The 13749-nt window shown below is 57.7% G+C and carries 11 protein-coding genes and 1 pseudogene; 6 read left to right on the top strand and 6 right to left on the bottom strand.

From position 1 onward, the window contains the following. Positions 1-635: 635 nt before the first annotated feature. Together dnaA and leuD are read left to right on the top strand one after the other, a co-directional pair. A complete protein-coding gene (gene dnaA / locus AC2IAX_RS00005; protein ID WP_190354999.1) occupies positions 636-2054 on the top strand; it encodes a chromosomal replication initiator protein DnaA in 1419 nt (472 codons plus the stop codon). A 333-nt stretch (positions 2055-2387) separates the two neighbouring features. Then, the gene (gene leuD / locus AC2IAX_RS00010; protein WP_494390441.1) at positions 2388-2981 is read left to right on the top strand and encodes a 3-isopropylmalate dehydratase small subunit; all 594 of its coding nucleotides are present in this window, start codon (positions 2388-2390) and stop codon (positions 2979-2981) included. A gap of 260 nt (positions 2982-3241) precedes the next feature. On the opposite strand, the gene AC2IAX_RS00015 is transcribed toward leuD, so the two are convergent. Then, entirely contained in the window at positions 3242-5464 is a 2223-nt protein-coding gene (locus AC2IAX_RS00015) for a recombinase family protein (protein ID WP_494388773.1), read from the bottom strand. A gap of 247 nt (positions 5465-5711) precedes the next feature. On the opposite strand from AC2IAX_RS00015, the gene AC2IAX_RS00020 reads away from it, so the two are divergent. The 3 genes from AC2IAX_RS00020 (at position 5712) to AC2IAX_RS00030 (ending at position 8804) form a co-directional block, all read left to right on the top strand. After that, a complete protein-coding gene (locus AC2IAX_RS00020; RefSeq protein ID WP_494388774.1) occupies positions 5712-7199 on the top strand; it encodes a proton extrusion protein PcxA in 1488 nt (495 codons plus the stop codon). 34 nt (positions 7200-7233) lie between these two features. After that, complete coding sequence (gene ylqF / locus AC2IAX_RS00025) at positions 7234-8223, top strand: ribosome biogenesis GTPase YlqF (protein WP_494388775.1); 990 nt, start codon at positions 7234-7236, stop codon at positions 8221-8223. 131 nt (positions 8224-8354) lie between these two features. After that, complete coding sequence (locus tag AC2IAX_RS00030; RefSeq protein WP_494388776.1) at positions 8355-8804, top strand: secondary thiamine-phosphate synthase enzyme YjbQ; 450 nt, start codon at positions 8355-8357, stop codon at positions 8802-8804. A gap of 40 nt (positions 8805-8844) precedes the next feature. Here the strand turns inward: AC2IAX_RS00030 and surE are convergent, their stop codons facing one another. Then, positions 8845-9675 carry a 5'/3'-nucleotidase SurE gene (gene surE / locus AC2IAX_RS00035; RefSeq protein WP_494388777.1) on the bottom strand — a complete coding sequence of 277 codons (831 nt, stop codon included), beginning with the start codon at positions 9673-9675 and terminating at the stop codon, positions 8845-8847. A gap of 124 nt (positions 9676-9799) precedes the next feature. Here surE and AC2IAX_RS00040 point away from each other — a divergent pair, with 124 nt between their 5' ends. Beyond that, the gene (locus AC2IAX_RS00040) at positions 9800-10438 is read left to right on the top strand and encodes a hypothetical protein (protein WP_494388778.1); all 639 of its coding nucleotides are present in this window, start codon (positions 9800-9802) and stop codon (positions 10436-10438) included. Here the strand turns inward: AC2IAX_RS00040 and AC2IAX_RS00045 are convergent. The 4 genes and pseudogenes from AC2IAX_RS00045 to minD all read right to left on the bottom strand — a co-directional run bounded on the left by AC2IAX_RS00045 (position 10435) and on the right by minD (position 13669). After that, positions 10435-10878 (bottom strand): L,D-transpeptidase, encoded by a 444-nt coding sequence (locus tag AC2IAX_RS00045; RefSeq protein WP_190529780.1) that lies wholly within the window; start codon positions 10876-10878, stop codon positions 10435-10437. The genes AC2IAX_RS00040 and AC2IAX_RS00045 overlap by 4 nt on opposite strands. Before the next feature lie 524 nt (positions 10879-11402). After that, positions 11403-12152, bottom strand: a complete 750-nt coding sequence (locus AC2IAX_RS00050; RefSeq protein WP_494388779.1) for a bifunctional 4-hydroxy-2-oxoglutarate aldolase/2-dehydro-3-deoxy-phosphogluconate aldolase — start codon at positions 12150-12152, stop codon at positions 11403-11405. A gap of 187 nt (positions 12153-12339) precedes the next feature. Then, positions 12340-12597, bottom strand: a pseudogene (minE, locus tag AC2IAX_RS00055) (cell division topological specificity factor MinE); the annotation flags it as partial. Between the two features lie 262 nt (positions 12598-12859). Further along, positions 12860-13669 carry a septum site-determining protein MinD gene (gene minD, locus AC2IAX_RS00060; protein WP_099533566.1) on the bottom strand — a complete coding sequence of 270 codons (810 nt, stop codon included), beginning with the start codon at positions 13667-13669 and terminating at the stop codon, positions 12860-12862. Between the last annotated feature and the right edge of the window lie 80 nt (positions 13670-13749).

Consider the following 13749-nt stretch of genomic DNA (forward strand, 5'->3'; position numbering starts at 1 on the left):
TTTAAGAAATTCCGGCCGATCGCCCCTTGGCCCGATTCATGATAGGTTTATGGCTCTTTGCTGGACACTAGATGTCAGCGAGCAGACCCTTCATGCTGCATTTCGCTGCTGGAGTTGTGGTGATGATTGGAGCGCGATCGACCAGACCAGCATGGAATCAGGGTCTTGAGGAATCTGATGACGGGCCGATCGGCCCAGTCCAATGTACTGACTGCGTACTAAATCCAGTGCTGACCGAGTACGACTGAAGGAGCACTGCCAGCCTACTGACGGAGCCAACGCAACCGCTCGCCAGGGCGTGAGGGTGACCCAACTGCTCGATCGCTTCCCTGGCTTCCGGGGCTGTTGCGTTGGTTTTGGCCGGGTTTTGGTCTGCTGGGTCGGGTTCGATCCGCTCAATCGAACAAAGACGGCTAGAATAACTTCGCTGCACTGGTTGCCAGTTGCAGTGATCGCTGTAATCCAAGCAATCAACCGGATGCAGCGAACCATGCAGTCAACCAGTGCAATCGAATGGTTGCCATCGAACTGAAGTCGCAGGGCAATACACCGTTGGGGGTGTTGGGCACGGGTGGAATCGCTACCGGTGACCTGCGATGGGAGTTCGATCGAGATTCGTCCAGAGGATGTCCACCGTGGAAAAATCGCTCGATGCGTTCTGGGGTCAGGTTTTGGATCAGCTCCAAAACCAACTGAGTCGGCCAACGTTTGAAACTTGGATCAAAACGGCCATCGCAGAGCGCTTAGACGATCAGGCTTTGGTGGTGCGGACTCCCACGCCCTTTGCTCGCAATTGGCTGCAAAAGTATTACCTAAAGGCTATTTCCCAGGCGGCCCGCGAAGTGTTGGGCCATGAGGTGGAAATTCAGATCGTGGCGGCCCGGGGTGATGAAAGCGTTGGCGGGGCGATCGACCCGGAAGCCTTTTTGCCGCCACCGGAGCCGATCGCCGATCCCCCCAGTGCCCCGCCGATCGCCAGCCCTGCCCCCAGCGATCGGGGCCGCACCGCCACAGAATTGAACCCGAAATATACCTTTTCGCGCTTTGTGGTGGGGGCCAACAACCGCATGGCCCACGCGGCTTCCCTGGCGGTGGCTGAGTCGCCGGGTCGGGAATTTAACCCCCTGTTTTTGTGTGGGGGAGTGGGACTGGGCAAAACCCATTTGATGCAGGCGATCGGCCATTACCGCCTGGAAACCGATCCGAATGCCAGAATTTATTACGTCTCCACTGAACAATTCACCAATGATTTGATCGCAGCCATTCGTAAGGACGGAATGCAGCGGTTTCGGGAGTTTTACCGCGCCGTTGATGTTTTGATTGTGGATGACATTCAATTTATTGAAGGGAAAGAATATACCCAAGAGGAGTTTTTCTACACCTTCAATACATTGCACGAAGCGGGTAAGCAGGTGGTGTTGGCCAGCGATCGCCCGCCCAGTCAAATTCCTCGGTTGCAAGAACGGCTTTCGTCCCGGTTTTCCATGGGCTTAATTGCCGACATTCAGCCGCCGGATTTTGAAACCCGGATGGCGATTTTGCAAAAAAAAGCCGAGTACGAAAATATTCGGATGACCCGCGATGTAATTGAATATATTGCCGCTAGCTATACCTCCAATATTCGGGAATTAGAAGGGGCCCTAATTCGGGCGGTGGCCTATATTTCGATCTCGGGATTGCCGATGACGGTGCAGAATATTGCGCCGGTTTTGAACCCGCCTGTGGAAACGGTGGAAGCTTCGCCCGAGTCGGTGATTCAAATTGTGGCCGATGCGTTCAATATCTTGATTGAGGATTTGAAGGGTAATTCTCGCCGCCGGGAAATTAGCCAAGCCCGTCAAATTGGGATGTATTTGATGCGACAACATACGGATTTGAGCTTGCCCCGAATTGGGGAAGAATTTGGCGGCAAAGATCACACCACGGTGATGTATAGCTGTGACAAAGTGGCGCAATTAAAGGACGCGGATCCGGAGTTTGCCCAAAATTTACGCCAACTGAGCGATCGAATCAATTTGGCGGCTCAACCTCCGGCTCCGCCAACGGCGAGTTAAGGGCATTCAGTTAAGAGTATTGGTTTAAGGGCGTTGCGCTAAGAGCATTGTGCTAAGAGGATGTCTGAAAAGCCAAAATCGATACTCTGCACGCCTCATCGATCGACGAAGACAAGGGGCTTAAGCCCCTTGCCCCCAAGACTATTGGTGCATTGCCCGTGCCAAAAGACACTTTTCAGACATCCTCTAAGGCCATTACGTTCAGAGCATTGCGTTACGATTCAGGGTTCAACTCAGTCCTCTGAACTAAATCACTAAATCATCCGATTGCGGTAGGATAATTCCACTCTGTTTCATGACCATCAGCAGCCTTTTAGCAGTCCTATGAGCGAAATCAACAGTCAAGTTCAACGGGTTTCGGGTACTGGTTTGCCGTTACGCGGTGATGACATTGACACCGATCGCATCATTCCGGCTCGCTTTCTGCGCTGTGTCACCTTTGATGGATTGGGTGAATATGCCTTTGTGGACGATCGCACCCAACTAAACGGCGAGCATCCTTTTGATCAGGCTCAATACCAAGGGGCCAAGCTGTTGGTGGTGAATCGTAACTTTGGTTGTGGTTCCAGTCGTGAACATGCACCCCAGGCGATCGCCCGTTGGGGGATTGGGGCGATCGTGGGCGAAAGTTTTGCGGAAATCTTCTTTAGCAATTGCGTGGCGATCGGGATTCCCTGCGTCACGGCTAGCCATGAGGATGTGTTGGCATTGCAAGGGGCCATTGAAGCCAACCCCAGCGCCTCGGTTTCCTTGGATTTGGTGAATCTGACCGCTGCGATCGGGGACTTAACCATCACCGTCACCATGAAGGAAGGGCCGCGCCAGGCCTTCCTCAGCGGCATGTGGGATAGCTGCGGTCAATTGGTCAGTCAAGGAGAGGCCGTGCAGGCCACTGCCGGCCGTTTGCCTTACCTGGCCTGGGCTTAGGGCCTGTCGTCATTTCCATCGCCGTAGGGATTGGGTCTCCCAACCCTAACCCGGGTGATCGCTCTAACCCTGTTCACCCCTGGGAACACCCAAGGATCACGGGAACTGGGCGAGGAGACCCCGCCCCTCCGACTGATTGGTTGGGAGAACGAGATCATTAGGGTTTCAGGCAATTTGACGACCAGCCCTCAGCCCCTTGCACCCCACGATCTCGCCACGGTGGAATCAGGGTTGCCGACGAACGGGCAAGCCTCAATCTCCTAATCGCTTACGCCAAGCTCGCTGGCATCGATCACCGGGCGCATGGGGCCCAACTGGTCTTGGCCGGTGACCGATAGATCGCTGTGGCACAGATACAGCCGATCGCGGCAGCGCCCCAACAGGTCATGCACCACCCGATCGAACCGATCGAGGTCTGCTTGTTCCTCGTCGTCTGGGGTGCGGCGGCGACCGTTCCAATCTTGCAAGAACAGGGGTGAACCGAACAACACCGCTGCACCCCCTCGGGGCCAAAGGGGCGAGGCGGCATCTAGCCAAAAGTGCCAGCGGTGGGAAAGGCGAGCGGTGCGGTACTGGAAAATATTGGCGAGGATGATGCCGCTGGGGGCCGGGTTCAGCACTTGGCTGGGGAAGGGGTTGGCGGCGATCGTGCCGCGTCGTAACAGAGCAATGAATTGGCGGATGGTCTCCGTTTCCGGTGCTTGGGGATCAATGCGGTGGCTGATGTCCCAATAGCGATGGGCGGCCTCTAGGAGTTCGCGCAGGGCGGCCAATTCGGCGGGATCCAACCGCCCTCCGTGCCACAAAAACTGCTGAACGGCGCGATCGAGCACAATCAGGGGGCTGCGAATCAGGCGCTGGCGGAGTTGCTGCTGTTGTTCGCTAATCCACGATCGCAGCTTTTGATAGGCCATGGTGGCTCGGTAACCCAACCGATCCCAACGGGCAAAGACTTCCACGGGCAACAGTTCCGGCCGCTGTCGATCGGGACGGAAGCAGTGATCAGCAATCAGGCCAGCGCGCACGGGGTCGATCGCCCGGCGCAGGCCCGTGGGGCTGGTTTCGGCCAAGTCCGGCAGCGCCAAATCCAACGCCGCTGCTGTCTCGATCGACCCGGCCCCGGTGGCCGCCGGGGCCGGGGTGGCTAACCAAGGATCTGGTTCCGTACTCAGCCCCACCAACATTTCCGCCACATCTTCCCGATTCAGCCAATCGCCCAAGCCCGGATAAACCAACGTCCAAAGGGTCAGGAGCGATCGCACCGTGGGCGAACTGATCAAGGGCCGCTGGTTGCCCAACAGGGTCACGGGTAATCCCCGATCGCGCAGGATGGTGGCTAGGGTATAGCCCGCGATCGAGTCCAAACCGGGACTAATCACCGCAATGTCCTGGGGCTGGATCGCTTCCGTTTGGACGGCTTGCACAATGGTTTCGGCCGTTTCCCGCAGCAATTGGGCCCGAGCAATGGTGGTCAACACTTGCACCCTGGAGGGCCAAGCTTCGGCCCATTGGGCGATCGCAAAGGGTTCCCGTGCCACCGTGGTCAGCAGCGGAGCTACCCGTTGCACCAAATCGTGATTCGCGCGTCCCAAATCCAGACGACCTTCGCAGCGATCGGCTAAGGGCTGCAAGGCTGCGGGATCCGCACCCAACCCCAAGCGGCTGGCCCCATCGCGATTGTGGGTATAGCCCGCCCAGGCCCCGCCCTCCTGCAACAGGGACAACAGCCGCCCCGCCAGGGCCGGAAAATCATCGGTGTCATCGGCCAAAACCACTTGATAGCGTCGTTGCAGTCGATCGAGATAGCGCGGATCCGCGAGCAAAAACGTGCCATAGAGCCAACTCACCAGCCCGTAGGTGAGCAGACCGCGCCGCAAGCACCAATCTCGCCATTCCACAATCAGAGCGCCCGCCCGATCGACCCAATTTCCCGGCAGTTCCACCGCCGCCGCTGGCCCCAGCCCTTGCACCAGGCGATCGGGAATTTCCGCCAAATCCGCGCCGCTGTTGGCCGCCAACTGCAACAGATCCAACAGCCGCCGCACGGCCCGCTCTCGCAAGGGCTGGGCGATCGGTGAATCAGGGTTTTCAGCCAGTGCCGGGCCCCACAACTGCCCCGCCAGTTCCTGTTCATTTTCCGGGCGCAACAGCAGCGGAAATTGCGGCACAAACCCCGCCCGCTCCGCTAGCAACGGATAGAACAGCATCACCTCCTGCTCAAAAAAACCCAGAGGCGTGGTGCAGTCGATTGCTGGCCAGCCCACCGCCGCCAACCGTTCCATCAGGGCCCAACGGGTTTCGCTGCTGGCCGCCAGGGCCAACACCCGACTCCCCGGGGGCAACTGATCCCGCAATTTCTGGAACCAATCGACCAGGGTTTGGGTTTTGCCGCTGAGGGCCCCGCCCGTGATCCAAATGGATCGGGCGATCGAAGCCGGGCGATCGGGCGCAAACGTGGCGGAGTCCGGGAAATGGTTAGCCACAAGCACGGAAAAATGATGGTTTTGCTATGATACCGATCGCCCAGTGATTCCAAACGATTACCCTAGCCCCAGCCCTCCAGCCCCGTTCCCGGGTTGCCCTTTGGGTTTCTTTGCGCAACTATGTGGGGTTCAATCATGGTTCGGAATTCCCTGAATCTTTGTCAGGGAACGATGTTAACTTGTCAGCCCGATCGCTGGCCACAGCATTTCAGGCCACAGCATTTCAACCGCCTTTGATTTGAGCAATATGAAGAATCGGTGGCTTCCGGGTTTGCGATCGCTCTGGGCGAATGCGGGGAGTTGGTACGAGTCCACCCCAGAACGGGCGCTCAACCAGGCCTATGAAGCGGCCCTCGCCATTCGGGCCCTGGAAGATCGCTATTTCGAGGGCAATCCAATCGACCTCGACAGCACCCGCTACGGCGAAAGCACCTGCGATTACTTTCGCACCGAGCTGCAAAAACAACTGAAAATGATCGATGTGCGGTTGTGGGAATTCAACAGCAGCAATGCTTTTTTGGATTTTGGCACCAAGACGATCGGGATTCCCAGCCGCAAAACGGAATCGGGACTGAGCAATCCCAACGCCCCGATCGCCACCAGCACCGACGCGAGCGGCCGGCGATTTTCGGAACCGGGCGATCGCTCCTTCATCGTGCTCAAAAAACTGGAGCTAATCGACAATATCTTGGATCGCTATGTCCACGGTCGATCGGTCGATCGGCTGGAACTCAACAGCGACAACCTGCCCGCCACCCCAGAGGAATCGCCCCCCGTCACCGCCCCCACCACCACCGCGCCCCTAGACCAGTCCCGATCGTGGCAGGCCGCCGCCAACGCCGCCAAAATTCGCCCCAAGCGGCCCTCCAGTTGGCGAGCCGGGGCCCTGAACGTGGCCACGCGCAACATCTCCGGCGGAATGCGCAAACCCTCCGCCACCGGCAGCACCGGCCTCATTCCCCGATCGCTCCTCACCACCTTCGATCGCGTGCGGCGCGACCTGGACGATCGTTCCGAAGAAGAAGTGCTGCAAAACTATCGCACCTCCAAAGTGCGGACGATCGTTTCGCTCAAATTCATCTTGCTGCTAATTTTGGTGCCCCTGTTGGTGCAGCAGATGTCCAAAAACTTTCTGGTGGGGCCGATTGTCGATCGGGTCTATCACCCCGGCATCAACAACGTCTTTCTCAACATGGACATGCAAGAAGAGGCCATGGTTGAGCTAGAGCGCTATGAAAACTTCTTACATTTCCAGTCCTTGCTGGGCAAAACCCCCAAACTCACCCCCGAAGAAATTGAGGAAAAAGTTCAAGAAAAAGCCGAAGAAATTGCCAATGAATCCTGGGTTCGCAGCGCCGATGCCCTCAAAAACGTCTTTTCCGATTTCCTGTCCCTGGCCGGCTTTGGGCTAGTCATTGCCTATAGTCGTGAAGAAATTGCCGTTCTCAAGTCCTTCATTGATGAGATTATGTATGGTCTGAGCGACAGCGCTAAGGCCTTCGTGATCATTCTTTCAACCGATATCTTTGTGGGATATCACTCGGCCCACGGCTGGGAAGTGGTGGTCAGCGGCATTTCTCGACACCTGGGGCTACCGGAAAATAAAGACTTCATGTTTTTGTTTATTGCGACCTTTCCGGTGATTTTGGATGCTGTGATTAAGTATTGGATTTTCCGATATCTCAATCGCATTTCGCCTTCCGCCGTCGCCACCTACAAAGACATGAACGAGTAGCCCGTTTCCAGTTCTTCTCCACCCTTGCCCGCCCATGATTACCCCAACCATTCAGTGGTATCCCGGTCACATTGCCAAAGCCGAAAAAGCCCTTCTGGAGCAACTCAAATTGGTGGATGTGGTTTTTGAGGTGCGGGATGCACGAATTCCCCTGGCCACCCATCACCCAAAGTTGCAAAGTTGGCTGGAGCGCCCCGGTACTAAAACCGGCCGCGTGTTGGTGCTGAATCGGGTGGACTCCATCCCGGGGCCCATTCGCCAAAATTGGGAACAATGGATGCGATCGCAAGGGGAAACACCCTATTTCACCGATGCACGCCAGGGCCAGGGGGTGAAGTCGATCGCCCATGCGGCCCAGGATGTGGCGGCTTGGGTGAATGAGCGACGGTTGCAACGGGGAATGCGGCCGCGGCCAGTGCGGGCGGCGGTGATTGGGTTTCCGAATGTGGGCAAGTCGGCGCTGATTAACCGATTGGTGAAGCGGCGCGTGGTGGAAAGTGCGGCCAAACCGGGGGTAACGCGCCAATTGCGGTGGGTGCGAATTTCTTCGGAGTTGGAATTACTGGATGCGCCGGGTATTTTGCCCGCCAATTTGGTGGATCAGTCGGCGGCCGTGAAGCTAGCCATTTGCGACGACATTGGCCAAGCGGCCTACGACAACCAAAAAGTGGCGGCGGCTTTGGTGGATTTGCTCTGCGGGTTGCATTTGGATCCGCAACCGACCTCAGAAACCTCGGCGGATATTTCGCCAGAAACTTTGCCGGAATCTTTGACAGAAACCTCGCCGGGATCTTTAACCGAAATCGCCACGGAAATCCCGAAGGCAACGGCGCGATCGACGGGCGATCGGGCATTGGAAAAACGCTATGGCTTAGCTCCGGGACTCCTGAACGGCGAGGACTATGTGCCCGCGTTGGCGGAATTTCGTTATCAGGGCGATCGGGAACGGGCGGCCCGTACCCTGTTGCAAGACTTTCGGAAGGGTGCGTTGGGTAATTTGCCCCTGGAACTACCGCCCAGTTAGCAATCCAAGTTAATTCAAATCAACCCAATTCAACCCAATTCAAATCAATTCAGCCCTATCCGATCCTGTTCGATCCGATTTGATTCTGTTGATTTTTCTTTTCGTTCTCTGCCCATTGTTCCCTTAGCTCCATGCAAATTGTTCACCACACCCTGAAACGAAACACCGATTCAGGGATTGAAATCTATGATTTAACTCCCGAAATTCGCGAAAAAGTTGCCGAATTTTGTCACCAAACCGGTGCTCAAAACGGTCAAATTCTGGTCTCTTCTTTGCATACCACCACGGCCTTGGCGGTGAATGAATATGAAGTGCGATTGTTGCAGGATTTGAAGGTTTGGCTCAAAACTTTGGCCCCGCCGATGGGTTCCTATCGCCACAATGATCTGCATTTGCGAGATGTGCCGGAAGATGAACCGATCAATGCCCATTCCCATCTGATGGCGATCGCCCTGAGCAACTCTCAGGCGATTCCTCTAGTGAATGGGGTCTTGGGTTTGGGGCAATGGCAATCGGTGTTGCTGTTTGAGTTAGACGGCCCCCGATCGCGCTCCGTGTCTCTGCAAATTTGGGGTATTTAAACGGTTGATTAACCCATTCTTGGGAAATTGACCTGATGGATTAGCCTGCGGGATTAGGCACGGGCCCGTAACTTTCGGCCAGTCGATCGATCCAAGGTTGCCAGGTGGGCATCTCCGCCCAATCGGTCAAATTGAAATGCAAGGGAGTGAGGGTAATGTAGTTTTGCCGAATTCCTTGCACATCGGTGATCAGGGGCGAAGTTTGGCCCCCGGGCATGGTTTCCGGGTCAATTTCTTCAAGCACTTCTCCCGACAGCCAATAGTAGGTACGGCCACGGGGATCCACCCGCTTTTCAAACAGATCGTGATAGCGCCGGAAACCCAGTTTGGTGAGCTGCACACCCGCGATCGGGCCGTCGGGCGCTGGAATATTCACATTCAGCAGCATGGGCCGGGCGGGCGGCTGGGCAATCAGTTGGGCCACCGCTTGCACGGCAAACTCGGCGGCGGCACTGAAGTCAAGATGGCCAAACTTGGCCAGGCTGAAGGCAAAGCTGGGAATATCCTCCAGCAGGCCTTCCATGGCTGCCGAAACGGTTCCCGAGTAGAGCACATCGGTTCCCAGGTTGGGGCCGTGGTTAATCCCCGACAGCACCACATCGGGCTTGCGATCGAGCAGGGCCCCCAGGGCCAGCTTGACGCAATCGGCGGGTGTTCCAGAACAGGCCCAAGCGGTGATGCTGGGGTGAAACAGGTTGGGAACCAGTTCCGTGCGAATGGGATCCTGAAGCGTTAGGCCGTGCCCCGTGGCGGAACGTTCCCGATCGGGACAGACGATCGTCACTTGGTGACCCGCTTCGGCGCAGGCATTGGCAAGGGCGCGAATGCCCAGGGCAAAAATCCCGTCATCGTTGCTAATCAAAATATTCATGGCGAGATATGCATGGCGGATCGAGAAGGAATAGCAGATCGAGGAGGGGTGGCCGGGAGCCGTTGGCATCCCGAAGAGCAGAACTATTATTGACTATGGCTATATGACTATGACCGCCTCCATCATGGCAACCGAAATCGCAATGCAACCGGCCGCCGCGCAACTGCTGGAACAGACGGCGCGATCGATCCAAAATCCCCAGTCTGAGCCTGAGCGCCCGCGGCCGGCCGCCGTGGTGACCGCGCTGAAAACCGTGGAAACCCAAACCCGCCGCGATCGGGTGCAGCTCTCGGAAAGGTCGCTGGTGGGTCGCTGGCGTTTGGGGGTGGTGTCGCCCAAAAAGTCGGCCCAGCGCGATCGGGGGTTTTACTTTCCAGCCTTTGCCCCGGCCTATCTGACTTTTTTGGCCAACGAAGCTACGGGGGCGATCGCCCAAATCACCAACCGAGTGCAGGTGGGGCCAATTTTTATGGAGTTTTCTGGCCCGGCCCGTTGGGTGGGCCAACGAAATTTACTGGCTTTTGATTTTTTGGAACTGGCGATCGGGCTTGGCGATCGGGTGGTGTATCGCGGCCCAGTCCGGGGCGAGCGATCGGCCACCAAGGCCCTAACCCAGGAGCCATTTAACCGCCGGGCGATCGGTTATTTGCCCTTTTTTGCGTTCTGTTGGGCCGGTGAATCGGGGCTGGCGGCTCGGGGGCGCAGTGGCGGCTTGGCCCTGTGGGTGCGGGATCCAGATCCAACCAGCCCCAATCGCCCCTAGCGATGGGCCACCACAGGCGTGCCCACCTCTGCCCAGTTGAAATACCAGCGGGAGGTAGACACGGGGAGGTTCGTGCAACCGTGGCTCATGGGTGTGCCGAAGTTGTTGTGCCAGTAGGCTCCATGGATGCCATAGCCCCCGTCGTAATACATCGTGTAGGGCACATTGGGCACGTCATAGCCGGGGCCGCGCATCCGGGTTGATCGCAGCTTGGTGTAAATCGTCCAGGTGCCGGGCAGGGTGGGTGTGCGGGCTTTGCCGGTGGAAACCGCATCCGTGCGGACTTGGCGATTTCCTTCCCAGGCGGTTAATCGTTGGTTGCCAATATCGACTTGGAGCCAACGAACATTATCCAGCCGCTTCAGAATTGCCATCGATGCCTTGGGATTAAAGGGCAGTTCCTTAAAGTTCACCAGGCCGGTGCTGGCGGCTTGGGCCATGGCCCGGGTCGATCGCTCCAAAAAGCTCCAGCGTTGATCGGTGATGGCGGCCCAGCGGGGTTGCTGATCCGGCGTGGGTTGGTTCAGAACGGCCAGGGTTTTGGTCAGTTGCGCCCGCTCCCACTGATCGAAGTAGTAGTGAGCGGCGCTGGATTGGGCCCCGGCCCAGGAGGCGGCAAAGGTCACCAGTGCCCCCGCAATCAAAAACTTGGGCCGACGCAACCATTGGGGCGGCCGTTGTCTGAGTTCTCGGGTGCGATCGACCACTCGATCGCGGGTGTCATCGAGTTTTGCCAGCAGCCCTGTCATGGAGGTTCCTAAAAAAATTTGCAAAATCTGCCAAGTCTGCAAAAAAATCTGCCAAGTCCGCAGCACAGCGATCGAGCAGATTGTTCCGCATTTTAACCGGGCAATTTTCGTGGGGCCAATGATTGGGGCCACGAAGTGCTTGAAAGATGATCGGTTTCCCAGTTGATTTTCTGGTGTATCCGGTTGATTGGCCAGAATGTCGCCGGGCGGTTGGCCTAGGGGCGGAGATCTTCGAGAGGCGGGGTCGTCTCTGGGAGACAGTGGGGGGCCACCTGTTCAGCCAAGCGACGGGCCCGATCGCGCACGTGATCCCAACGACCAGCTGCCACGGCTTCCGCTGGAAACAGTTCCCCCGACAGGCCGATCGCGATCGCCCCGGCCGCCAAAAATTCCGCCGCATTGGCCAAAGTGACCCCTCCGGTGGGAATCAGCGGCATGGGCAACACGGGCACGAGCGATCGCACGTAGGCAGCCCCGCCCACCGCAGAAATGGGGAACACCTTAACGCTGCTGGCTCCGGCCCGCCAAGCTTGGGCAATTTCCGTGGGGGTCAAGGCTCCCGGCACGATCGGGATGCCGGCCGCCACCGCCGCCGCGATCGCCCCCGAGTCGCCAAAGGGTGCAAAGCCAAATTGGGCCCCCGCCGCCACCGCTTCCCGCACCATGGATGCATCCAACAGCGTGCCGGCCCCAATTTGGCAATGGGGCAAGCGATCGCGCAGTTCCGCCACCAACTCCGCCGGTCGAACGCTGTTCCAAGTAATTTCAATGAGTCGCAGGCCCCCTTCGGCGGCCGCCTGGGCCATGGCTAACCCCTGAAGCCAGTTGTGCGATCGAATCACGGCGATCGCGCGATCGTGCCGCAGCCGCTGCACCCAGCGCGATCGCACCGTGGCCAAGGTCGTTGTTTCCCCCTTGTCCACTGCCTCCCCCGATTGGGACTGACTGCCCTTCTGCGGTTTCATGGGGCCTTCCGCATCGCCATTACCCAACACTGGCTGATCTACCTTGCTAGGGGGTAATTTCCGTGGGCCCATCGAGCGGCAAAGATTCCAAATCGATGATTTCGTCCGCTTCAGCAGGGGCTTCCGGGATCACACGCTCGATCGGGGTTTCCATGGCTGCGGCCGCTTCCTCCGAGGGTTCATTGTCCGGGCGCACCCGCCGAATGGGCACATTTGCAATCAACGCCGTGGTGCGAAGGTCGTTTTCCAGCATGAACTGCAATCCCTCGCTATCAATTTCCACGTAGCGAGAAATCACATCCAAAATCTCTTGGCGCATTCGATCGAGCGATTGCGGCGAAAGATCAGTTCGGTCATGGGCTAACAGCAATTGCAACCGCTGTTTCACCACGCTGCGGCTGTCGGGATCGCGGGCAAAAAGTTTATCGAGAAGTTCGCTTAACATGACGCAGGTAACGCAGCGCGCTGGATCGAAGGGCGATCTGAGGGAAAAAACGAGTTGTGGGTTGAGGGCTGGTTGCCAACGGAGCCAAAGCCGCCCGATTGATTGGCGTTGATTGGTTTTGCGCCGGTCATGGGCCCCGGGCGATCGCAACAGCCCCTACGGTCAAGACACACCACCAGATTGATTGGACAGCTTGGCCAAAGCTTAGCCATCGGTCAGGGAAGCTTCCAGCGGCCGATCGGGAGCGGCCAACCCATCCAGGCTAACCGCGAGGGCTACCCTTCAGCCAGCGCTTCAGCCGCTTGAGCAAGGAATCATGGCTGGCGGTGAGGTCTAAAAATTCCACGTTTTGACCCTCCAGGCGGCGCGCAATGTTACTAAACGCCATCTTGGGCACGGAGACTTGCTCGGACAGCACCAGCGGTTCCCCTCGGTTGGTGGAAGTGATCACCCGTTCATCGTCGGGCAAAATCCCCACCAGCGGAATCGCCAAAATTTCGCGCACATCGTCCACGGACATCATGTCGTTGGCTTGCACCATTTGCGGCCGCAGCCGGTTCACCACCAACCGAACATTTTTGATGCCCTCCGCTTCCAAAAGGCCCACCACCCGATCGGCATCGCGCACGGCGGCAATTTCGGGGGTGGTGACAATGATCGCTTCGCGGGCGGCGGCGATCGCGTTGCGGAAGCCCATTTCAATACCCGCCGGACAGTCCACCAACACATAGTCAAAGCTTTTGGCCAGGGTCAAAACCAACGCTTTCATTTGGTCGGGGGTGACCGATTCTTTGGTGCGGTTTTGGGCGGCAGGCATCAGCACCAATCGGGGCTGTCGTTTGTCGCGCACGAGGGCCTGCTCCAGGCGGCACTCACCGGCCAGATATTCCACGGCGGTATAGACCACGCGATTTTCCAGACCCAACAACAGGTCTAGGTTACGTAGGCCAAAGTCGGCATCCACTAGCGCCACTTTTCGCCCCAGTTGCGCCAGGGCCATGCCCAAGTTGGCGGTGCAGGTGGTTTTGCCTACGCCACCTTTGCCGGAGGTGATTACGATGATGCGGCTCATGGAATTGCCTGATAGTTGACAACGGCTGAAGGGTCGATCGAGAAGGGTGGATTCAGAACAGCCAAGGGCGGTGCGATCGG

It is taken from the genome of Limnothrix sp. HT2024 (assembly GCF_059138625.1).

Coding starts and splice junctions, on each gene's coding strand:
- surE (WP_494388777.1), bottom strand. CDS start 9,675: ATGAATATTTTGATTAGCAACGATGACGGGATTTTTGCCCTGGGCATT.
- ylqF (WP_494388775.1), top strand. CDS start 7,234: ATGATTACCCCAACCATTCAGTGGTATCCCGGTCACATTGCCAAAGCC.
- AC2IAX_RS00040 (WP_494388778.1), top strand. CDS start 9,800: ATGGCAACCGAAATCGCAATGCAACCGGCCGCCGCGCAACTGCTGGAA.
- minD (WP_099533566.1), bottom strand. CDS start 13,669: ATGAGCCGCATCATCGTAATCACCTCCGGCAAAGGTGGCGTAGGCAAA.
- AC2IAX_RS00050 (WP_494388779.1), bottom strand. CDS start 12,152: ATGAAACCGCAGAAGGGCAGTCAGTCCCAATCGGGGGAGGCAGTGGAC.
- AC2IAX_RS00020 (WP_494388774.1), top strand. CDS start 5,712: ATGAAGAATCGGTGGCTTCCGGGTTTGCGATCGCTCTGGGCGAATGCG.
- AC2IAX_RS00045 (WP_190529780.1), bottom strand. CDS start 10,878: ATGGCCCAAGCCGCCAGCACCGGCCTGGTGAACTTTAAGGAACTGCCC.
- AC2IAX_RS00030 (WP_494388776.1), top strand. CDS start 8,355: ATGCAAATTGTTCACCACACCCTGAAACGAAACACCGATTCAGGGATT.